The organism is uncultured Sphingomonas sp. (assembly GCF_913774285.1).
GTDB lineage: Bacteria > Pseudomonadota > Alphaproteobacteria > Sphingomonadales > Sphingomonadaceae > Sphingomonas.
The window spans coordinates 37,351-58,162 of sequence record NZ_CAJYHX010000022.1 but is presented as its reverse complement, the minus strand read 5'-3'; the positions used below and the strand labels follow the sequence as shown (position 1 = coordinate 58,162).

Sequence of the window (20,812 nt, the reverse complement as noted above, 5' to 3'; positions counted from 1 at the left end):
CGAGGTGTACGCCGCCGCATCAGCGCGTTAGGATCGATCCATGAGGACCGGCCTCGATCATTTGCCGCCAGCCAAGCAGCGCGAGCTGGAGCGTGTCGTTCAAATCCTGTTCCAGGAATTTGGCGACGCGACCGCTGTTGCGACATCGGACTGGAAGAAGCAGGGGCGCATCCTAAAGGTAATTCTCTGCGGCAGCTATGCGCGCGGCGGATGGATCGACGAGCCACATACCGCCAAAGGTTATCAGTCGGACTTCGACTTGCTGGTGATCGTCAACAACGACAAGCTCACCGATCGCGCCCAGTTTTGGACAACCGCCGACGACCGGCTCAATCGTGAATTGGCGATTACCAAAACGCTGCGCACGCCGGTCAACTTCATCGTTCATACCCTGCAGGAGGTGAATGACGGCCTCGCGCATGGCCGCTATTTCTTCATGGATGTCGCCCGCGACGGCATCGCGTTGTACCAGAGCGACGATACCGAATTACATCAGCCCAAGCCTAAGACGCCGAAGCAGGCGTTGGCCATGGCGCAGGAGTATTTCGGAGAATGGTTTCCAACAGCAGCCGGGTTCAAACGGAATGCTGGGTACGCTGAGCGTGATGGCGACCTAAAGCTGGCCGCTTTCTTGCTGCACCAGACGGCTGAACGCCTCTACCACTGCGTGCTGCTCGTCTGCACTTTCTACACCCCGCACGTGCATAATCTGGGCTTTCTGCGCACCCAGGCCGAGCGCATCGATCCGCGTCTGGTCGATGCCTGGCCGCGTGACCAGCGCACCGATCGTGCCCGCTTCGAGAAGCTGAAAGAGGCCTATGTGAAGGCGCGCTATTCGAAGCACTACCGGATCAGCGAAGAGGAACTGGTGTGGCTGGGCGAGCGTGTCGAAGCGCTCGGTCAGGCGGTGCAGGTGATCTGCGAAGAGCGGATCGCGGCACTGGAACGCAGCGCCGCCGCCTGACCTAGGCGGCGATTTTCCCGGCGTCCGCGAACGACAATTCGCGCTGCAACTGCGGCGCTTCGCTGCGTTCGGCGCAGCGCATATCGCGGGCGATCGCGACGCTGATCCACTCGATTTTCCACGCCAGATCGAGCACGTCGCCGCGCTCCGCGCGGCTGACTGTAGCGATACCGGCGCCCTCGACGGCGACCGAAAATCGGCACTCGTCGACCCAATTATCGAAGCGTCCCTGCACCAGTGTGCCGTCCGAAATTGCGATGGCAAAGCCCTCATCGAGCGCCCGCGCGGACAGGCAAATCTCGTCCTCCACGTCGCCGGAAAGCTTCAGCCGGCCGTTCTCCAGTGGTTCGATCCTGATCGACATATCTGGCCTATTCCTAGCGACTCGTAAACGCCGCGATAGTAGAACGTAGAGGGAACATATGAAAGGCTGGTGGGGATCGGCGGGGGGGTAGAAGGGATGGCAAGATAAAAGCGGTGCCTCCAAGCGGCCCCGGAAGTGGCGTCTGCACGTCGTTTTTGATGGAGGCATACCCACGGCGATGCCTCCATCGGGAAGGCGCGGTCGCCGGAATGCCAGCATTTCTGTGGCTTTCCGGCTCCCCCGAATGGAGGCCCTTGAAGGGCTGCGCTGGCGCCCCCTCTTCTGGCGCTTTCCAGCATGGGACAGCGTCATGGCCGAGGATCCATTCGAGCTATGGTTGGGGCGGGTCGGCGCGGATCGGCCGTTCGCGCACCAGCTTCGCAAGGCCACCAATCTGGCGGGCGGCGCGGCCCGATCTCCGGCTGCGCGCGCCAGGCATTTCGATGGCAGCAGGATCGGTCGCGGTTCGGGCGTGGGCCGGGTGCTTGGGTCTTCCAATCGGTTTGCAGGAATTCGCGCGCGCCGCGTCGTCGTGAAGGCCCGCTTCGTGAAGGTGACGGGGAAGGGGGCGAAGGGCGCTGCCGCGCACCTTCGCTATCTGCAGCGGGATGGCACCACCCGGGAGGGTGAGCGCGGCACGCTTTATGCTGCTGATCAGGACGTTGCTGACGGCAAGGCATTCCTCGAACGCAGCACCGGCGACCGGCACCAGTTCCGCTTCATCGTTGCACCCGAAGACGGCGCGCAATATGAACACCTGAAGCCGCTGGTGCGGCGCTGGATGGCGCAGGTCGAGCAGGACCTCGGCACGAAGCTCGACTGGGTTGCCGTCGACCATTTCAACACCGGCCATCCGCATACCCATGTGCTGGTGCGTGGGATCGACGATCGCGGCCAGGATCTAATCGTCGCCCGCGAATATGTCAGCCGCGGGCTCGCCGCGCGGGCGGCGGAGCTGGTCAATCTTGATCTGGGGCCGCGCACCGACCGCGAGATTTTTGAGGGCCGCCAGCGCGAGGTGGGCCAAGAGCGGTTCACCAGCATCGACCGCAGGTTGCTGGTCGCGCGCGAGGCCGACGGGCTGGTATCCTCCTGGCATGGTGACAGCGTCGAGCAGGGGCTGCGCGCCGCGCGCCTCGGCACGCTCGCCCGGATGGGATTAGCGACCGAGGAAGGCAAAGGGCGCTACCGGCTCGCCGACGATCTGGAAGCCACGCTGCGTGTGATGGGCCGCCGCGGCGACATCATCGCGACGATGCACGCGCAGCTGAAGGAACGGGCGCCCGAGGTGCATCCGCAGGACTATGCGATCTACGACCCAGCCGAGGGCAAGCCGCTGATCGGCCGTGTCGTGGCGACGGGACTGGCCGACGAGCATCGCGACCGCCATTACCTGATCGTGGCAGCGACCGACGGGCGCAGCCACTATGTCGAGCTGGGCAATCGGTCGCTCTCGGAAGTGAGCGAGCGCCCCGAGATTGTGCGGGTGTCGCCGGTCATCGCCGGCATCCGCGATGTCGATCGAACTGTTGCCGAGGTCGCTGCCGCCAACAACGGCATCTACAGCGTCGACGGGCATCTCCGCCACGACCCCAGTGCCAGCCAGCGTTTCGCCGAAGCCCATGTCCGGCGGCTGGAAGCGCTGCGACGGGGAGGGGGCGAGGTGGAGCGCATGCCGGATGGCAGCTGGAAAATCTGTGCCGATCATCTCGACAAGGTGCTGGCCTTCGAGCGAAGGGCGGCTGCGGCACGACCCGTTGAGATCGAAGCGCTTGCCGAGCGCCCGGTCCTGGAACTGGTCCGCCGCAACGGCGTGACCTGGCTCGACGAGCAGCAGGTCGCGAAAGAACCGGAAGTGCTGGGCGGCGGCTTCGGCGCGCAGGTGCGACAGGCATTGGTGCTTCGCCGCCAGTGGCTGATCGAAGAAGACCTCGCCTGGCGCGACGGCGATACCGTCCGCTTCCGCGCCAATCTGCTGACCGAGCTCCGCCGTCGCGAACTGCGGCAGGTGGCGGGGCAGCTCTCGAAAGAGATGGGGCTTGGCTATTCCGAGCATCGCGGCGGCGCGATTGAGGGTACCTATCGCAAGGCGGTGCAGGTCGGCGCCGCGAAATATGCGGTGATCGAGAAATCGCGGGAGTTCACGCTGGTGCCTTGGCGGCCGGTGCTGGAAAAGCAGATCGGCCGAACCGTCACCGGCATCGATCGTGGCGGCACGATCAGCTGGACATTCGGGCGCCAGCGTTCGGGGCCGGAGATCGGCGGGTTCTGAGAGTCCTCAAAGAGGTACCGGGATTCACCAGCCAGGACCTGTAACGGAAGCGGGAACAGGCGGATTCTGCGCCACATGCAGACGCGCAAGACCCGCCACCAATTCTACCTTCCCGACGAACTGTCGGCGAAGCTCGACGCGATGGCTGCGCAGCCGGGATCGTCGAAGACCGCAATCCTGACCGACGCGCTGACCGCCTGGTTCGATCGCCGTGCCGGTCATGAACTCGACCAGCGCTTCGGCGCGCGGCTCGACCGCCAGAACCGCGTCGCCGATCGGATGGAGCAGAAGCTCGACTATCTGACCGAAGCCCTCGGGCTCTTCGTCCGCCACCAGCTTACCCTCACGGCGCACCGGCCGGCCTTTGATACCGAGACGCAGCGTCTCGGCCGGCTTCGCTACGACGCCTTCGTCGAGCTCGTCGGTCGAGCAATCGCCCGGGGCGACACGAACAACCGCATCGCCAACCGTCAATCCCCAGAACTGGGGAGGGACAGATGAAGGAGTGTGCCATGCGTCCTACGCTGAGCAAGCCGAACACCGACCTGTCGCCCATCACGCTGCGGATTGCTGATGCCTGCCGCATCACTGGCATCGGTAGGTCGAAGTTCTACGAGCTGATCAAGGCTGGTGAGATCGAGGTGATCAAGGTGGGGGCAATCACGCTCGTGCCGATGACCAGCATCGCAGCGCTGCTTCAGCGTGGCCGCCCGATTGCGGGCAACGGCGCCCGGCCACCCTTAGCCGAGGTGATGCACCCATTCCTGGCCAGCGCCATTTTGACGGCGAGCCTTGCCTCGACCCCCGAGGCGGTTCGTCGCGATCTTTCTTCGCCCGACGAGGGGAGGCGGGGGGAAGCTGAAGACGGCGTTGTCGAGCGTATGATTTTGGCGCTCTATGATCGAGACGACCAGCCCGACGGGGATCGTTGATCGCGCCTTATGTCATTTTGCCGTCATAGCTTTGGCTCTGGTCGGAGCTTTGGAGCATTCGTGAAAGTCGCCTGCGCGGCAGACTGAATTCGGGACGAAGCCGTCGTTCCCGTCTCGCGGCTTCTACGACGGCTTTCGGCGGGAGCAGACGCTCGAACCTTGCAATGTACCCTCCCCGATAGGCAGCACCTGACCGTTGGCCAACTTTTACGTCCGAGGCGGATGATGACGACAAACGGGCCTACGGCTTCCGACCCAATCTTTGCCATTTAGCCTCGGACCGCCGAGACCTCAAACCTGCCGTGCAACAAGGTTGTGAACCCATAAACTTGCGGACGCGCTGCTTGCGCGATTATGCTGCCGGTGCTCTCAGCCAAGCCGGGAGGTTAGACTTGGCGAGGGGATCAGCTGGGGCTCTGAGAAGAGCAGAGGGATTTCTCCCGTCCCCCCAGCACCAGCTTGCGCAACGCGCTCGGAGCTGATTCAGCATCGGCATGAGCCGATATGATCTGAGCGACTTCGAGTGGCGCGTGATCGAGCCGCTGTTGCCCAACAAGCCGCGAGGTGTGCCCCGTGTCGACGACCGGCGCGTGCTGAACGGCATTTTCTGGGTGCTGCGATCCGGTGCGCCATGGCGCGATCTGCCCGAGCGCTACGGCGCGCGCACCACCTGCTATAACCGCTTCGTGCGATGGCGGAAGGCTGGCGTGTGGGATCGGATGATGGACGCCATCACCGCCGCGCACGACGGCGACATCCAGATGATCGACAGCACCTCCGTTCGCGCCCACCAGCAGGCCGCGACGGCAAAAAGGGGGATCGAGATCATTGTCTCGGTCGCTCCCGGGGCGGGCTCACGACCAAGATCCACGCGGTCGTCGATGCGCAAGGGCTCCCGATCAGGCTCGGCCTGACGGCGGGACAGGCGCATGATGGACAGGTTGCCGACATCCTGCTCGACCATCTCGGCCCGCGCACCATCGTGCTGGCCGACAAGGCCTATGACGCTGACCGCATCCGTGAACTGATCGAGGGACAGGGGGCAACGCCCAACATCCCACCCAAGAGAAACCGCCGCTGGAAGCCGTGCTTCAGCAACCGGCTCTACCGCGAGCGCAACCTCATCGAGCGGTTCTTCTCCAAACTGAAGCACTTCCGCCGTGTCGCCACCCGCTACGACAAGCTAGCGGCTAACTTCCTCGCCATGGTCCAACTCGCCTCAATGCGACTGTGGCTTCGCGCTTATGAGTCTACGGACTAGCTGCCGGCGATCTCAGCAGCGCTATTGCCTTCACGCATTACAAAGATTGCGTGGGGCGCATGACAAAGGCGATGCTTACCTTCCGCGATGCCGCGGTCGAACAGCAGCAGCAGGCGATCAAGCAAGCCGATGTGGTGAAGGAGCTTGGTGAGCACCTCCGTCGCGTGCGGGCGGGAGATTTAACAGCCAAGATTGATCACCCCTTTCCTTCCGATTACGCTTCGCTGCGAGATGATTTCAATTTGACGCTGGAAGGTCTGAAGGAGCTGATCGGAGCAGTTTCTATTAGTGCCACCACCATCGAGAGTGGCGCCAACGAGATTGCAACGGCTTCTGAAGATCTGGCGCGGCGAACGGAGGCGAACGCCGCGAATTTGGAAGAAACCACCGCGGCAATCACCCAAATGGACAGCCGCCTGAAGCAAACGGCTGCTGCGGCGGCCAAGACGGTTTCGCGTGCGGATGCTGCGATCTCGACGGTCGCAGATGGGCGAGCTATCGCCGATGATGCGGTGTCGGCCATGGGGAGAGTCTCGGATAGCGCGAAAGGAATCGACAGCGTCATCGAAGGTTTGGACAAGATCGCTTTCCAAACGCGCGTCCTTGCCATGAACGCTGCTGTCGAAGCTGGTCGCGCAGGCGAAGCCGGACGCGGCTTTGCTGTCGTCGCCGATCTCGTGTCCGCTCTTGCGATGCGCGCGGAGGAGGAAGCCGGACGGGCTCGTGATCAGCTTACCACCACACAATCCGAGATTCTATCCGCCGTGGAAATGGTGCGTAAGGTCGACGGCGCGTTTGTTGGAATCTCGAATGACGTTGGCGAGGTGCATGACCTCCTTGGCAACATCGCTAAAGACAACAACGCGCAGGCGAACGCTGTTAGCGAGATCAGCGAAACGGTCAACGCGATGGATCAAACGACGCAGCAGAATGCAGCGATGGTCGAGCAGACATCTGCCGCGGCGCGCAATCTCGCAAGCGAAGTAATGCAGCTGACCCAAGCTGCTTCGCATTTCAATATCGGTCAGCCATCAGAACGGGGCGCAGTCCGTTCCGGCTGGAACAAGCCGGAGGCTTACGCGCAGCAGAAGCCCGCACGCTCGATCTCATCCTCTCCCGGCGCTGGGGAGTGGAGCTCGTTTTGAGCTGCGCACCATGATGAAGCCGGAGGATTGAGGATCGGCAGCGGACGCAAGCTTGTTGCCGAGTCCTCCGTCGCCAACCTGCGCAAAACCGATTATGAGGACCTTATGGCAGCTCAGCACGAAGACTCGGTGGCGGAGGTGTTGCACTCATCCTCGAGTGCCGCGAGGTCCTTCGTCGCGGCAAGCTGGTGTCGATCGGGCCTCAAGCACGGGTTAGACGCGGGCGCCGCGCGAGCATCCGATCTGGTATCGGGATGCGATCTCACGCAGCGGCGGCATCGTCATGGGCTGATGCTCGAGGTCGCGCGCCCTCTGCTCGACCAGCTGTTTCAGATCGTCGCAGTCACCGGTTGCGCCGTCATGCTATCGGACAATGAAGGCGTCATCCTCGAAGCGCGGAGCAGCGCGGGTGATCGGGAGATGTTCGACAAGGTCGGGCTGACGCCGGGTGGCGTCTGGAGCGAGAGCCGCGAAGGCACCAACGGGATCGGCACCTGCCTCGTGGAAGGCCGTCCGATCACGATTCACCGCGATGAGCATTTCGCCAGCCGGAATATCGGCATCAGCTGCATGGATGCTCCGGTTCGAGACGCGGCGGGGCAGTTGGTAGGCGCGCTGGACATCTCCAATTGCCGCGACGATCACACGATGGCGATGGGCTCTCTGATCCAGAAGATCGTTCAGGACGCCGCGCGGCGGATCGAAAGCGGCATCTTTCGTCGATATTTCGAGGGGCATCGCATCATCGATGCAAACCTTCCCGGGGGCGATTCGGCTTTGCTGGCAGTCGATCGCGACGATCTGGTGATCGGCGCCACGCACGCCGCGCGCCACCGCTTTCATCTTACCGATGCATGCCTGACCGGGTGTCGCAGCGCTGCCGACATCCTCGGCGGCGGCGAGGCCGCATCCTTTCGCGACTCGGAACGCGCGGTATTGCGACGCGCTTTGGCGCAGGCGGATGGAAACGCGACGCGTGCCGCCAGGGCTCTCGGGATCGGGCGCGCCACGCTCTATCGGCGGATGGAGAAGGTCGGCTTGACGCGCGATTGACACGAGGTGCCGTCAAGCTGTCTCGACAACGAGACAGTGCCGGCCCCCTTCGCGCTGTCCGCTCTTCTCAGTGCCGCTGTTTCACGAAATCATCCTCTTCGAGACCGGAGCATCCGGCAACGTGAGAGGATGAATGATGGATATGCGAACCAATCCGGCGGCTTCCATGAGCGCGCCCTTCGCAGAGAAGTACGACAACTTCATCGACGGCAAGTGGACGGCACCCAAGGATGGGCGGTATTTCGACAATATCTCGCCCGTCACCGGCAAGCCCGTTTGCAAGGTCGCGCGCAGTCAGGCGGCCGACATCGAAGCCGCACTCGATGCAGCCCATGCCGCCAAGGACGCCTGGGGCCGCACCAGTGCCGGCGAGCGCGCGCTGATCCTGAATCGCATCGCAGACCGGATGGAAGAAAATCTCTTCAAGCTCGCGGTCGCGGAAACTTGGGACAATGGTAAGCCGCTGCGTGAGACAGTAGCGGCCGACATCCCGCTGGCAATCGATCATTTCCGCTATTTCGCGGGCTGCATCCGCGCGCAGGAAGGCGGCATTTCCGAGATTGATCAGGATACGGTCGCCTATCATTTCCACGAACCGCTGGGCGTGGTCGGCCAGATCATCCCGTGGAACTTCCCCATCCTGATGGCGGTGTGGAAGCTTGCGCCGGCGCTGGCCGCGGGCAACTGCGTGGTGTTGAAGCCTGCCGAGCAGACCCCGGCATCGATCATGGTGCTGCTGGAAATGATCGGCGACCTGCTGCCCGCCGGCGTGCTGAACGTAGTCAACGGCTTCGGCTTGGAAGCGGGCAAGCCGCTCGCCAGCAGCAGCCGCATCGCAAAGATCGCTTTCACCGGGGAGACGACCACCGGCCGTCTCATCATGCAATATGCCAGCGAGAACCTCATCCCGGTCACGCTCGAGCTGGGCGGCAAGAGCCCCAACATCTTCTTCGAGGATGTGTGCCGTGACGACGATGACTATCTCGACAAGGCGATCGAAGGCTTCGTGATGTTCGCGCTCAACCAGGGCGAGGTCTGCACATGCCCCAGCCGCGCGCTCGTGCATGAACGCATCTACGATCGCTTCATGGAGCGCGCGATCGCCCGTGTACAAGCCATCAAGGCCGGCAACCCGCTCGACATGGAAACCATGATCGGCGCGCAGGCCTCGTCCGAACAGCAGCAGAAAATCCTGTCCTATATCGACATCGGCAAGCAGGAGGGCGCCGAACTGTTGACCGGTGGCGAGGCCGCGCGGTTCGACGGCGAAATCGCGGGCGGCTACTACGTCAAGCCGACCGTGTTCCGGGGCAACAACCGGATGCGTATCTTCCAGGAGGAGATTTTCGGCCCCGTACTCGCCGTGACCACCTTCAAGGATCATGACGAGGCGCTGCAGATCGCCAACGACACGCTCTACGGCCTGGGAGCGGGGGTGTGGAGCCGTGATGCGAACACGTGCTACCGCTTCGGTCGCGCGATCCGGGCAGGGCGCGTGTGGACCAATTGCTACCACGCCTATCCCGCCCATGCCGCATTCGGTGGCTACAAACAGTCCGGCATAGGGCGCGAAAACCATCGCATGATGCTCGATCACTATCAGCAGACCAAGAACATGCTGGTCAGCTACAGCCCGAAGAAACTCGGCTTTTTCTGAGGCGAGGGCGGAGCGGTGCGTTGCGGCGAATCCTCGCCGCGCCGTGCCCAAAAGAGAATCCAGGAGAGACATCATGACGAAGACCATGAAAGCCGCCGTCGTGCGCGCCTTCGGCGAACCCCTGCGGATCGAGGAGGTGCCGGTGCCCGAAGTCGGGCCAGGCATGATCCAGGTGGCGATCCAGGCATCGGGCGTGTGCCACACCGATCTGCATGCGGCGGAGGGGGATTGGCCGGTCAAGCCCAACCCGCCCTTCATCCCCGGGCATGAAGGCGTGGGCTTCGTGTCCGCGGTGGGGCAGGGGGTAACCCATGTGAAGGAGGGCGATCGGGTCGGTGTGCCCTGGCTCTACACCGCCTGTGGCCATTGCACCCACTGCTTGGGCGGATGGGAGACGCTTTGCGAAAGCCAGCGCAACACGGGCTACTCGGTCAATGGCGGGTTCGCCGACTATGTCCTGGCCGACCCCAATTACGTCGGTCAACTGCCCGACAATATCGGGTTCAACGAGATTGCGCCGGTACTGTGCGCGGGCGTCACGGTCTATAAAGGGCTGAAGATGACCGACACCAAGCCCGGCGATGCCGTGGTCATCTCCGGTATCGGCGGTCTGGGCCACATGGCCGTGCAATATGCGGTCGCGATGGGGCTGGACGTGGTCGCCGTGGACGTGGACGACGCCAAGCTTGCGCTTGCACGCGAACTCGGCGCGAAGGAAACCGTCAACGCGCGGACCGAAAAGGACCCCGCCGCCGCGGTAAAGCGAATGACCGGCGGCGGCGCGCGCGGCGTGCTGGTCACGGCGGTGAGCGAGAAGGCCTTCGAACAGGCCGTCGGCATGGTCGGGCGTGGCGGCACCGTCGCGCTCAACGGACTTCCGCCGGGCGACTTCCCGCTCAACATTTTCGGCATGGTGCTGAACGGCATCACCGTGCGCGGTTCCATCGTCGGCACGCGATTGGACCTACAGGAATCGCTCGATTTCGCCGGTGACGGCAAGGTGAAGGCGACCATCTCCACCGCCAAACTGGACGATATCAATTCGGTGTTCGAGCGGATGCGCAAGGGACAGATCAACGGGCGCGTCGTGCTCGACCTGACGCAATGATGACGAGCCGTGCGCCGATGGGCGGGGCGGTCCTGTCACAGGCTCGCCCCGTCCACCGCGTGCTTGCCACGGAAGCAGCCGCGAGGCTGCTGGCCGAAATCGCTGCACGCCATGGTCCGGTGCTGATCCACCAGTCCGGCGGGTGCTGCGACGGCTCCAGTCCCATGGTCTACCCGCGCAGCGAGTTCCGCCTCGGCGGCGCGGACGTGCTGCTGGGCACGATCGACACCACCCCGGTCTATATCGGGGCGGGGCAGTTCGCGGCATGGAAGCACACGCAGCTGATCCTGGACGTAGTGGAGGGGCGGGGCGGCATGTTCAGCCTTGACAACGGGACGGGCCGGCGCTTCCTCGTGCGGAGCCGCGCCTACGACGAAGGGGAAATCGCCATGCTGCACCGGGCAGATCGGCTTCGCGCGATGCAGGCAGCGCACGATCGGGATGCGGACGGCTTCTGGCTTGCGGAGGCGCGCCGCCTCGACTGGAGCGTCTTCCCGACCAAGGCGGACGAGAGCAGCTTCGACAAGCGCGACTTCGGCATACGCTGGTTTGCCGATGGCGAACTGAACGTGTCGGTCAACTGCCTCGACCGCCATCTCGAGGCGCGCGGCGATCAGCCAGCGATCGTGTTCGAGGGCGACGAGCCGGGTGAAGGGCGTAGTTTGACCTATCTCGCGTTGCATCGCGAGGTCTGTCGCTTCGCCAACGTCCTGAAAATCAACGGCATCGCCAAGGGGGACCGCGTGGTCCTGTACATGCCGATGGTGCCGGAGGCGGCGATCGCCATGCTCGCCTGCGCACGGATCGGCGCGGTCCATTCGGTGGTGTTCGGCGGGTTTTCGCCCGAAAGCCTGGCCGACCGGATCATCGATTGCGGCGCGACTCTCGTTGTCACCGCCGATGAGGGAACCCGCGGCGGCAAGCGGATTCCGCTCAAGGCCAATGTCGATTGCGCGCTGGAGCGGGCAAGCGGGGTTCGCTCGGTCATCGTCATGCGGCGAACCGGTGGCCCGGTGTCGATGCGGGAGGCGCGCGACATCTGGTGGGAGGAGGCTTGCGCCGCCGCCCCCGACGATTGCGCGCCCGAGGCGATGCATGCCGAAGATCCTCTCTTCATCCTGTACACTTCCGGCTCGACCGGCAAACCCAAGGGCGTGCTCCATACCACCGGGGGCTATTTGCTGTGGTCCACGCTGACATATGACCTGCTGTTCGGACCGGAGCACGGACGGGACGTGTCCGACGACCTGTTCTGGTGTACCGCCGACATCGGCTGGATCACCGGGCATAGCTATGTCGTCTATGGCCCGCTCTCGAACGGCGCGCGGACGGTCATGTTCGATGGCGTGCCCAACTACCCGGATCCGGGCCGGCTGTGGGAAACGAGCGCGCGCCTGGGCGTGACGATCTTCTACACCGCACCGACGGCGATCCGCGCGCTCATGCGCGAGGGAGACCGATGGGTGACGCCCCACGACCTGTCGTCGATCCGCCTGCTCGGAACGGTGGGGGAGCCGATCAACCCCGAAGCATGGGACTGGTATCACGAGAGGATCGGTCGGGGAGAATGCCCGATCGTCGATACCTGGTGGCAGACCGAAACGGGTGGGGCGCTGATCGCTCCCGTGCCGGGCGCGACGGCAACCAAGCCCGGCAGCGCGACCTTTCCCCTGCCCGGTGTCAGCCCCGAGCTGGTCGATGGCGAAGGCCATGCGCTGGCCGGCGCGGCCGAGGGCAATCTGGTCCTCACCCGCAGCTGGCCGGGCCAGATGCGTGCCGTCTTCGGCGATCACGAACGGTTTTTCCAAACCTATTTCAGCACCTTCCCGGGCACCTATTTCACCGGTGACGGGGCGCGCCGCGACGCAGATGGCTATTTCTGGATCACCGGTCGGGTCGATGACGTCATCAACGTCTCCGGGCACCGCATGGGAACTGCGGAAGTGGAGAGCGCGCTGGACATGCACAAACTGGTGAGCGAGGCCGCCGTCGTAGGTATGCCGCACGACGTCAAGGGGCAGGGAATCTATGCCTTCGTGATGCTGAATGCAGGAGAGGAGGGAAGCGAGGCGCTACGGAAGGAACTGCGGAGCCTGGTGCGCAAGGAAATCGGGCCAATAGCCACACCGGATGTCATCCAGTTCGTCCCAGGGCTTCCAAAGACCCGATCGGGTAAGATCATGCGGCGCATATTGCGCAAACTGGCAGAAGGTCAGGCTGATCAGATCGGCGATATCTCTACGCTGGCGGATCCCATGGTCGTGCAGCAGCTTCGAGAGGGCATGAGCGAACCATCCGGACGGTGACACCGTCATTGCAACCGCTCCCAGAGGCATCGTCGCGTCAGCGCTCGATATAAGTGTCGCCAAAGCGCCATGCTCTGATTTGCTTGGCCGAATGCACGGTTTGACGAAGGCCGCCGGTCAGTCACCAGAAAACGCCAAGGTGGAACCTTTCAAGCCTGACAGCTGATCGGCGCAGCTGCCGGCTTCGGTCCATCGCTGCGGAGCGTGGCACGATCCGCGTGACGTGCTCCGCGGCGCCACCTTCGGCTTCTGGTTAGATAGATTGAGCGCCCGAGTTGTTGCCAAGCCCATCATCTTGACTGCCTCTGAGCATTTGTTGCCAAGATACGAAGTAAGTTGGGGAATCTACTTTCGCATACAGGCGCACCAGGATGCCGTCATTTGGACAGAAAATCAATGTTCAACGCGTTGTCTCAAATGCGAGACGCATTCACCCTGAGCTTTCGATCGAAGAAAATGCCTTCCGCCCTATGTGCCTACAAGAAAAGGGAGGGGTTGCCGTCGGCGGGTGCCGAGTTACGGGCCTGGAAGGATGTCAATAATGAACGCAATGCGATATCTGAATAGAATGACCTCGCTACAGCGTAAGATCGCTTTGATAGCAGGTTTTTTCCTGACAGTGACAGTAATGATCCTCGTGCTCGCAAGCGCGATTTTTGCTTGGAACTCGCATGCTTTCGTCGGTCGGGAGGTCGGCACCATTGTGAGCGCCCAAGCGAAGGACATGCTGCAGAACCGAGCTGCGGTAGAGGCGCAGGGGATCAAAGGCGCCCTCGACGTCGCATTCGATGCCGCGCGCACTGACGCGCACAGCTTTTCGGTGCTCGCAGAACGCACCGCGCCTGGCGAACGCCGCGCGCAGTTTAATGCGTTGCTGCGCCATGTGCTGGAGCAGAACTCGAGCTTCAACGGCACCTATTCGGCCTGGGAGCCCAATGCGATCGACGGCAACGATGTCGGTTTTGCCAACAATCGCGCGGCCGGATCGGACAGCACTGGCCGTTTCCTCGCCTATTGGACGCGCGGCGCGAACGGCAATGTCGCGATCCAGCCTCTTGTAGAATATGACAGCGCCGAACGCCACCCGAATGGGCTGGTGAAAGGCGGCTGGTATCTCGGCCCAAAGGCCAGTGGCGAGGAAAGCATTCTCGGCCCGCTGCCCTATATCGTGCAGGGCAAGCAGGTGTTCCTGGCCACCATGTCGGTGCCGATCACGGTGCATGGCCGCTTCGTCGGCGTCTCCGGTACCGATTATGATCTCGATTTTCTCCAGAAGGTGGCGAGCAAGACCAACGCGTCGCTGTTCTCGGGCAAGGGCGTGGTGCTGATCGTCAACAATACCGGGCTGATCGCTGCCAATAGCGCCGCGCCCGAGACGATCGGGAAGGCCGCCGCCGGCGCCGATCCGCACTGGGCGCAACTCGCCGAAATCGTCAAAACCGGCGAAGCGCGGGTGATTGACGATCCCAAGCAGCCGAATATCGACGTTTATTCGCCGATCACGCTCGGCCGCAGCAAGACGCCCTGGTCGGTGGTGATCTCGGTCCCGCGCGCGCTGGTGATGGCGCAGGCGGAAACGCTCAGCGGCTCGCTCAGCGCCAAGGCGATCACAAGCATGGTGCTGCAGCTGCTGATCGGCATCGGCGTCGCGGTCGGCGCGGTTTTCGCGATCGGCCTGGCCGCCAAGCGTATCGCGACGCCGATTAGCCAGTGCGCCCAGTTCGCCAACGGCATCGCCAAGGAGCAGCTGGACCAGACGCTGGCGATCCACCAGGCGGACGAAGTGGGCACGCTGGCCGAGGCGCTGCGCAAGATGCAGGAGGACATAAAGGCCAATCTCGCCCGGCGGGTGGACGAGCAGGCCAAGACCGAGTTCGTCGTCGAGACGGTTTCCACCAGCCTGGGCGGCCTTTCCAAGGGCGACCTCACCGTCGATATCGCCCAGGCCTTTCCGAGCGAGTATGAGGGGCTGAAGCAGAACTTCAACACCGCGCTCGCTAGCCTCCGCGACCTGATCGGCGCGGTTGGCGAAAGCACCCAGACGATCCGCACCGGATCGCAGGAAATCGCCCAGGCCTCCGAGGACCTTGCCCGCCGCACCGAAAGTAATGCGGCGAGCCTAGAGGAAACCAGCGCCGCGCTGGTGCAGATCGACGGCCGGTTGCGCGCTGGTGCAAGCGCCTCCGACCAGACGCTGAAGCGCGCGGACCAAGCGATCCTGACGGTGCAAGGCGGCCGCTCAACTGCCGACGAAGCAATGCAGGCGATGGGACGGGTGAGCAGCAGCGCCGAGGGCATAGACAATGTGATCGAGGGGCTCGACAAGATCGCGTTCCAAACTCGCGTGCTGGCGATGAACGCGGCGGTGGAGGCCGGGCGAGCTGGCGATGCCGGCCGCGGCTTCGCGGTGGTCGCCGATCTCGTCTCGGCACTGGCGATGCGCGCGGAAGAGGAAGCTCGGATCGCGCGCGACCAGCTGACCGCGACCCAGGCCGACATAACTGCGGCGGTGCAGGCAGTGCGACGGGTGGATACCGCCCTTGTCGACATCGCTCAAGATGTAGAGTCGGTGCACGGCCTGCTCGGCACCATGGCGGAGGACAGCCGAGCGCAATCCGCAGCAATGACAGAGATTAGCGCCGCACTCAGCGCGATGGACCAAGCAACGCAGCAGAACGCGGCGATGGTGGAACAGACCTCGGCGGCGGCACGCAATCTCTCGATCGAAGTGACATCGTTGAGCGCACAGGCGGCGACGTTTACCGTGGACAGAATTGGGGCGAATCCTCGATCGTTTCAGCGCGACGTACACGTGCGAGGGGCGCTGCCCGATCGCGCGCGGTCTTTCGCTTGAGGCTTATGCCATGCTGTAGGGGGCCGGGATTGCTCCCGGCCCTTCGTTTGGAAACGCTCTGCGGACAGCAGGTGGTCCGAGACTTGATCCATCAGGCTCAAGTCGCTTCCGCGCGTTCGGCTTCGGGATCAAAAATCATTACGGCTGCCGGCATCCGGTCTTGAGTATCCAGAGCCGGGAATCGGAAGGACCGCTCATGGTAACGGAAAACGTGTTGCTGAGCGGCCGAGAGGGGCCGCTTCGAAGCCTGACATCTCCAGATAGTGCTTATGCAGCTGCCTAGGTAACCGTAATCGAACGTTTCCAGCCGCGGCGCCGAAAAGCTAGTATGTCGGATCGTCGATCGAGCTCGCAATCAAGTTCGAACGCACGATGACCCTTTCCCAAGCTCCACCCATCGAAGACACGAGCTCGCGAACCTCCTAGTTAAGGACCTTTCCAATCGCTCAAGACGCATCAACTCATGCCGCTGAAGCAACTAGAATGTGTGGGACCAACTGTGGGGTACCATCAGGCCAAATCGCCTAAACGGACTGTGTTGCGCCATTTTCTGCTTGAAAATGGTGACCCCTACGGGTGCTGCGAAAGTGAATTATGACATTGATAATGCGTCATAATATTACTGCAGTGATTGCCTGGTGCCATCAAAAATACCAGCAGTTCTCAGCGCCATTTTGTCTCAATGACCGGGGGAGGGGCAAGGTTTCAGAGAGGAGATGGGAGGCAACCGCACGAATCGTCGGACAGGGAGCTTTCAGGCATCTCCGTCGGACTGACGGGGCCGCGCTGATCTTTGGTTCGCGGCTGCTCCCGACCCAGTATACGCCTTTGGTTGGGAGGTGCAGGAACGTCGGGTTTTACCAAAAGCTGATGGGGTCGTCTAATCGCCGCCTCCGTTGCAAGTAGTTTTTGAGCTGACCGTATGCCGGGTTCAGGGTCGTCTTCGCGGTCGGCACGGGCCGCCGCACGGTGGGTCTTCGGCGGACGGAACCTTCCTATGTGGACGGCGCACTCGGCAGAAGCCGGTGCATCCCATCAAGCGGAATGGTTCAGCCCACGTCCCGGCAGGGACGGATCCGCTCGCCGGCGGCTCGCCGGCGAAGTTGTTACGCCGGTACGCCTGCGGTTTTGTCGAACAGCTCGCCTGACTTGAGCATGGCGTGCATCACGACTGAGAGCTTCCGCGCCACGGCGACGGCGGCACGCTTGAAGCCGATGCGTTCGCGAAGCTTGAGGCCCCATTCTCGTAAGGTACTCTCAGCGGAGCTGCGAGTCAGGATGACGCAGGCCGCTTCGTACAGAAGATTTCGTACCTGGTGATCGCCACGCCTGGATATATGCCCGTTGTAGTCCACCTGACCTGATTGGTAGCGTCGCGTGGTCAGCCCGAGCCAGGCACCGACGGATCGCGACGTTCGGAAGTTGTTTGGATCTTCCACGGCCGTCGCGAAGGCGGTCGCGGTGACGACGCCAACGCCTGGGATAGACATGAGCAGCTGGCAGGCCTCGCTCTGACGTGCATCGCCTATCAGGCGCCGCGTGAGTTCGGCTGCGCGCATTCGCACGCTGCGCCAAGCCTCGAGCAGCGGCAAAATGATGCCCGCCAGGTCCGAGCTCTCGCCAAGCTTGGCACATACGTGAGCGTCGAATGTGCTGCCTTTGCCCGCAGGCACGACAAGGCCAAACGTCTTCATCAAGCCGCGGATCCGCACCCGTTATAGGCTGTTCATCCGGAAGGTGAGCCCGATGGTGCGCGGGCGCGGGCCCGCCAGCAGTGTCGGGCCATTGGCGGAGGTGGGGCCGCGCTCGTCCGATAGATTGTCGCCGAATAGCCGCACCTCGTAGCGATCGAACCGCACGCCGATGCTCGCCTGAAACAACTGATAGGGGTTGAGCGTGTTGATTGTCGCATCGCCGTTCCGGGCGCGGCCGGCGGCGGTGGCGGATGCGGTGGCGAACAGGTCGAGATCGTTGCCCAGCTTGCGATCGTAATTGGCGTCGAGCCGGAAATTGTGCGGCGGCGTGTTGAGCAGCCGGGTCCCGTTGGCAATCCGCGGGTCGCTGGCGGTATAGGCCGGAATCACCGCCGTGTAGGTGGAATCGTTGATGTTGCCGATCAGTGACAGCGTCAGTCCCTTGAGCGGGGTGCGCCAAGTCGTCTCCAGGTCGATGCCCTGGGTCTTGCCGTCGCCCAGATTGGCGAATGCCGACAGCCCGATCGAGGTGTTGAAGGCGCTCTGGATGTTCGTGTACTTGATGTCGTACAGGCTGATCGCAACGCGCAGCGCGCCGTCAAACAGCGAACCCTTGGCCCCGATTTCCAGGTTCCGCAGCTTGTCCGGCGAAAGCGACAGCGCGCTCGGCACGCCGTCGGCGATCACCGCATCGGCCTGTGCCTTGGACTGGAGGATGCCGCTGCGAAAGCCGGTGCCGGCGTTGAAGAACAGCATCCAATGCTGGCTGGGGTAATAGGCCAGGTTGCCGCGCCAGGTGAGCGCATCGGGGGTCGCCCGGCTGAACACCCGGTCGCCGTTCGACAGCGAGTCCGATGAGCGCGTATCCTTGAAATAGCGCAGGCCGACCAGCGGCACGAGCTTGCCGCCGAACAGCTCGTAGCTCGCTTCGGAGAAGACCGCAGCGTTCTCGGTGCGGGTGATGGTGTTGCCGCTCAGCTGCAGCGCCGGGAAGTTCAGGCTGAAGGTGTAGAGGCCCTTCGCCTTCTGGTAGAAGATGCCGGCGACGCCGTGGAACGGCCCCTCCTTGGAGGTCGCGACACGCAGTTCGTTGACGAAGCTGTTCGCATCCCCACCATTGATCAACGTGCCGATGCCGAGCGGCGCCCCCAGGTTGAGGCCCACCGCGAAGCCGCCGGGCAGCGAGCGTTGGAACGACGTCGCGTTGGTCAGCGTCAGCGTGCCGATCTCGCGCGAGACGGTGCCGGACAGATAAAAGGCGCGGCGCTTGTCATAGCCGACCACGTCGCCCTGATACGACGCATAGGGCGGGTTCACCGAGTTCATCACGTTGAGGTAATGCTGGTCGGTGCTGAAGTACCAGCCGCGTAGCCGCACGGTGGTGCGCGTATCGAGCTGCCACAGCAGCACCGCCTGGATGTCTTTGGCGCGCACGTCGTTGGCGTTGCGCTCGCGCGGCGTGCCGGTGGGTGCGCCGGCATAGATGTCGGCGGTGCCGGCGCGATAGTCGTAGCCGCCGCTGATCCTGAGGCCGAGGCTGCCCGGCACCAGCGGCACCGATACCGCGGCGGCGGCGCGGTAATTGGGCGTGCTGGTATCGGCCGTGGTCGAGATTTCCGCCTCGCCCGCGCTCGTCACCTTTTCGAGGTCCGGATTCTTGGTGTGGTAGATGATCGTGCCGCCCGACGATCCGAGGCCGTACAGCGTGCCCTGCGGCCCCCGAAGCACTTCGATGCGGTCGATGTCGAAATACTGGACCGGCGGCGCCGCCTGGTTGTTCGGCACGCCGAAGGGGGTGTCGTCGAGATAATAGCCGATCAGCCCGTCGCCGATCGGACCGCCGGCGCCCGACCCGCGAAACGAGAAGATGCGATAGCCGGCGCCGATTTCCTGCGCCTGCGAGGCGCCGGGGATCAGCTGGATGAGGTCGGCGCCGTCGCGGACGTTTCGCTGCTTGAGCGTCTCGCCCGACAGCGCCTGGATCGCCAGCGGCACGCGGTCCAGCCGGGTCGCACCCGATTTGAGCGCCGTGACGATGATTTCGCCGTCGCCGGAGTCGTCGGCGGGGGTCTGCTGCGCGCCGTCATTCTGCTGGGCCAGCGCGGGCGAAGCGGCCATCGCCGCGCAGGAAGCACCCAGCAGCGCCCGCCACAACCGCCGCGAACCGGAGGTCCGGCACGCAATCCCGCCGATGATCGGCTCGAAACCTGGCATCACAATCCTCCCCTTCGTCATTCGATTTTGTAATCGATTGCGCAATGCGTATCATCGGCTGCGCACGCTCGCAACTGTTTTGCGGCGGGGGCGGTTCAGGCGGTGGCGAAGGCCGCCCGCAGCACGCGCTGCCAGGCGTCGGCGAAGGCGCGCGCGGCGGCACCCGCGCGCCGCCCGCGGGCTGGCCGAGCAGCGCCGACCAGCCATAGCGATTGGCCTGCGCGTTCCAGCCGATCGTGCCGATGAAGGGCGGCACGGCACGGGTGCTGCCGGTGCGATCGTCGAGCATCGGGTAGATCAGGATCTGGCAGCATAGCGGCACCTGCCCGCGGTCGCGGCCGGCGATGGCGAGCATCGCGGCCAACCCGCCGCCGGCGCTCTCGCCCATCACCGCGATGCGCGTCCGATCCACCCCCAGCGCATCCGCCTGGGCGTGCAGCCACAGCAACGCGGTGTAGCAGTCCTCCAGCGGGCCCGGGAAGCGCGTTTCCGGGGACAGGCGGTATTCGACTTCCACGACCACGCAGTCCAGCGCCTCGGCGAGCCGCTGCGAGGCGGCATAGGTGTCCTGCGATCGCCCGACGAGGAAGCCGCCGCCATGGATGTGCAGCACCGCCGGCCGGCGGGCTCCCGTCGTGCGAGCGCCGATCACCGCGATCCGCACGTCCGGATGCCCGTTCGCGCCCGGTACCACGCGCGGTTCGATGCGGGGCGTGGGGAGCGGACTCGCCGGTGGCGGCGCGGCGGCGCGCATCTTCAGCACGGCGTCGTGGGTCAACGGATCGGGCAGGGGATGGGCAAGGATCTGCTGCGCGCCGTCGCGCAGTTCCGGATCGACCCGCGCGAGTAGCGCGTCCTCGCTGTGCTCGGGCTGTCGCTGCATGCACCTGTTCCTTCCGTGCAAGTGTCTCTCCACCCAAATGCGTAATCGTTTGCAATTTATTTGTCGACGGCTTCGCGATAGACTAGGTTCGCCGAAGCGACAGTG

13 protein-coding genes and 2 pseudogenes are annotated in these 20,812 nt (G+C 63.7%); 11 read left to right on the top strand and 4 right to left on the bottom strand.

Annotation, left to right across the window (positions count from 1 at the left end):
* Nucleotides 1–40: 40 nt before the first annotated feature.
* A complete protein-coding gene (locus QZ670_RS10710) occupies nucleotides 41–964 on the top strand; it encodes a nucleotidyltransferase and HEPN domain-containing protein (RefSeq protein WP_294254913.1) in 924 nt (307 codons plus the stop codon).
* A 1-nt stretch (nucleotide 965) separates the two neighbouring features.
* On the opposite strand, the gene QZ670_RS10705 is transcribed toward QZ670_RS10710, so the two are convergent.
* A complete protein-coding gene (locus QZ670_RS10705) occupies nucleotides 966–1,328 on the bottom strand; it encodes a hypothetical protein (protein ID WP_294254910.1) in 363 nt (120 codons plus the stop codon).
* Between the two features lie 244 nt (nucleotides 1,329–1,572).
* Between QZ670_RS10705 and rlxS the strand changes: the two genes are divergently transcribed.
* The 10 genes from rlxS (at nucleotide 1,573) to QZ670_RS10655 (ending at nucleotide 15,916) form a co-directional block, all read left to right on the top strand.
* Nucleotides 1,573–3,600 (top strand): relaxase/mobilization nuclease RlxS, encoded by a 2,028-nt coding sequence (gene rlxS, locus QZ670_RS10700; protein WP_365894635.1) that lies wholly within the window; start codon nucleotides 1,573–1,575, stop codon nucleotides 3,598–3,600.
* Nucleotides 3,601–3,675: 75 nt separating this feature from the next.
* On the top strand, nucleotides 3,676–4,101 hold the full coding sequence (locus tag QZ670_RS10695) for a CopG family transcriptional regulator (protein ID WP_294254908.1): 426 nt from the start codon (nucleotides 3,676–3,678) through the stop codon (nucleotides 4,099–4,101).
* An 11-nt stretch (nucleotides 4,102–4,112) separates the two neighbouring features.
* A complete protein-coding gene (locus QZ670_RS20090; protein WP_365894633.1) occupies nucleotides 4,113–4,532 on the top strand; it encodes a helix-turn-helix domain-containing protein in 420 nt (139 codons plus the stop codon).
* Between the two features lie 494 nt (nucleotides 4,533–5,026).
* Nucleotides 5,027–5,793, top strand: a protein-coding gene (locus QZ670_RS10685) for an IS5 family transposase (protein ID WP_294254906.1) whose coding sequence is annotated in 2 segments (ribosomal slippage) — nucleotides 5,027–5,339 and nucleotides 5,339–5,793 — 768 coding nt in all. Because the reading frame shifts where the segments join, the coding sequence is not laid out codon by codon here.
* Nucleotides 5,794–5,852: 59 nt separating this feature from the next.
* On the top strand, nucleotides 5,853–6,938 hold the full coding sequence (locus tag QZ670_RS10680; RefSeq protein WP_365894631.1) for a methyl-accepting chemotaxis protein: 1,086 nt from the start codon (nucleotides 5,853–5,855) through the stop codon (nucleotides 6,936–6,938).
* Between the two features lie 27 nt (nucleotides 6,939–6,965).
* Nucleotides 6,966–7,991 carry a GAF domain-containing protein gene (locus tag QZ670_RS10675; protein WP_365894630.1) on the top strand — a complete coding sequence of 342 codons (1,026 nt, stop codon included), beginning with the start codon at nucleotides 6,966–6,968 and terminating at the stop codon, nucleotides 7,989–7,991.
* 136 nt (nucleotides 7,992–8,127) lie between these two features.
* Entirely contained in the window at nucleotides 8,128–9,648 is a 1,521-nt protein-coding gene (adh, locus tag QZ670_RS10670) for an aldehyde dehydrogenase (RefSeq protein ID WP_294254903.1), read from the top strand.
* Nucleotides 9,649–9,721: 73 nt separating this feature from the next.
* A complete protein-coding gene (gene adhP / locus QZ670_RS10665) occupies nucleotides 9,722–10,756 on the top strand; it encodes an alcohol dehydrogenase AdhP (protein WP_294254900.1) in 1,035 nt (344 codons plus the stop codon).
* The gene (gene acs, locus QZ670_RS10660; RefSeq protein WP_294254897.1) at nucleotides 10,753–13,062 is read left to right on the top strand and encodes an acetate--CoA ligase; all 2,310 of its coding nucleotides are present in this window, start codon (nucleotides 10,753–10,755) and stop codon (nucleotides 13,060–13,062) included. Before adhP ends, acs begins: the two co-directional genes overlap by 4 nt.
* 541 nt (nucleotides 13,063–13,603) lie before the next feature.
* Entirely contained in the window at nucleotides 13,604–15,916 is a 2,313-nt protein-coding gene (locus QZ670_RS10655; protein WP_294254894.1) for a methyl-accepting chemotaxis protein, read from the top strand.
* A 1,106-nt stretch (nucleotides 15,917–17,022) separates the two neighbouring features.
* Here the strand turns inward: QZ670_RS10655 and QZ670_RS20085 are convergent.
* From QZ670_RS20085 to QZ670_RS10640, 3 genes and pseudogenes are all read right to left on the bottom strand, one after another.
* Nucleotides 17,023–17,694, bottom strand: a pseudogene (locus QZ670_RS20085) (IS110 family transposase); the annotation flags it as partial.
* A 48-nt stretch (nucleotides 17,695–17,742) separates the two neighbouring features.
* A pseudogene (locus QZ670_RS20080) lies at nucleotides 17,743–19,728 on the bottom strand (TonB-dependent receptor); the annotation flags it as partial.
* Nucleotides 19,694–20,707, bottom strand: coding sequence for an alpha/beta hydrolase fold domain-containing protein (locus QZ670_RS10640; protein WP_294254891.1), 1,014 nt, complete (start codon nucleotides 20,705–20,707; stop codon nucleotides 19,694–19,696). The pseudogene QZ670_RS20080 and the gene QZ670_RS10640, both read right to left, overlap by 35 nt.
* Between the last annotated feature and the right edge of the window lie 105 nt (nucleotides 20,708–20,812).

What these genes read in the sequence shown, in the direction of transcription:
- QZ670_RS10710 (WP_294254913.1), top strand. Translation starts at nt 41, where the DNA reads ATGAGGACCGGCCTCGATCATTTGCCGCCAGCCAAGCAGCGCGAGCTG.
- QZ670_RS10705 (WP_294254910.1), bottom strand. Translation starts at nt 1,328, where the DNA reads ATGTCGATCAGGATCGAACCACTGGAGAACGGCCGGCTGAAGCTTTCC.
- rlxS (WP_365894635.1), top strand. Translation starts at nt 1,573, where the DNA reads ATGGAGGCCCTTGAAGGGCTGCGCTGGCGCCCCCTCTTCTGGCGCTTT.
- QZ670_RS10695 (WP_294254908.1), top strand. Translation starts at nt 3,676, where the DNA reads ATGCAGACGCGCAAGACCCGCCACCAATTCTACCTTCCCGACGAACTG.
- QZ670_RS20090 (WP_365894633.1), top strand. Translation starts at nt 4,113, where the DNA reads ATGCGTCCTACGCTGAGCAAGCCGAACACCGACCTGTCGCCCATCACG.
- QZ670_RS10680 (WP_365894631.1), top strand. Translation starts at nt 5,853, where the DNA reads ATGACAAAGGCGATGCTTACCTTCCGCGATGCCGCGGTCGAACAGCAG.
- adh (WP_294254903.1), top strand. Translation starts at nt 8,128, where the DNA reads ATGGATATGCGAACCAATCCGGCGGCTTCCATGAGCGCGCCCTTCGCA.
- adhP (WP_294254900.1), top strand. Translation starts at nt 9,722, where the DNA reads ATGACGAAGACCATGAAAGCCGCCGTCGTGCGCGCCTTCGGCGAACCC.
- acs (WP_294254897.1), top strand. Translation starts at nt 10,753, where the DNA reads ATGATGACGAGCCGTGCGCCGATGGGCGGGGCGGTCCTGTCACAGGCT.
- QZ670_RS10655 (WP_294254894.1), top strand. Translation starts at nt 13,604, where the DNA reads ATGAACGCAATGCGATATCTGAATAGAATGACCTCGCTACAGCGTAAG.
- QZ670_RS10640 (WP_294254891.1), bottom strand. Translation starts at nt 20,707, where the DNA reads ATGCAGCGACAGCCCGAGCACAGCGAGGACGCGCTACTCGCGCGGGTC.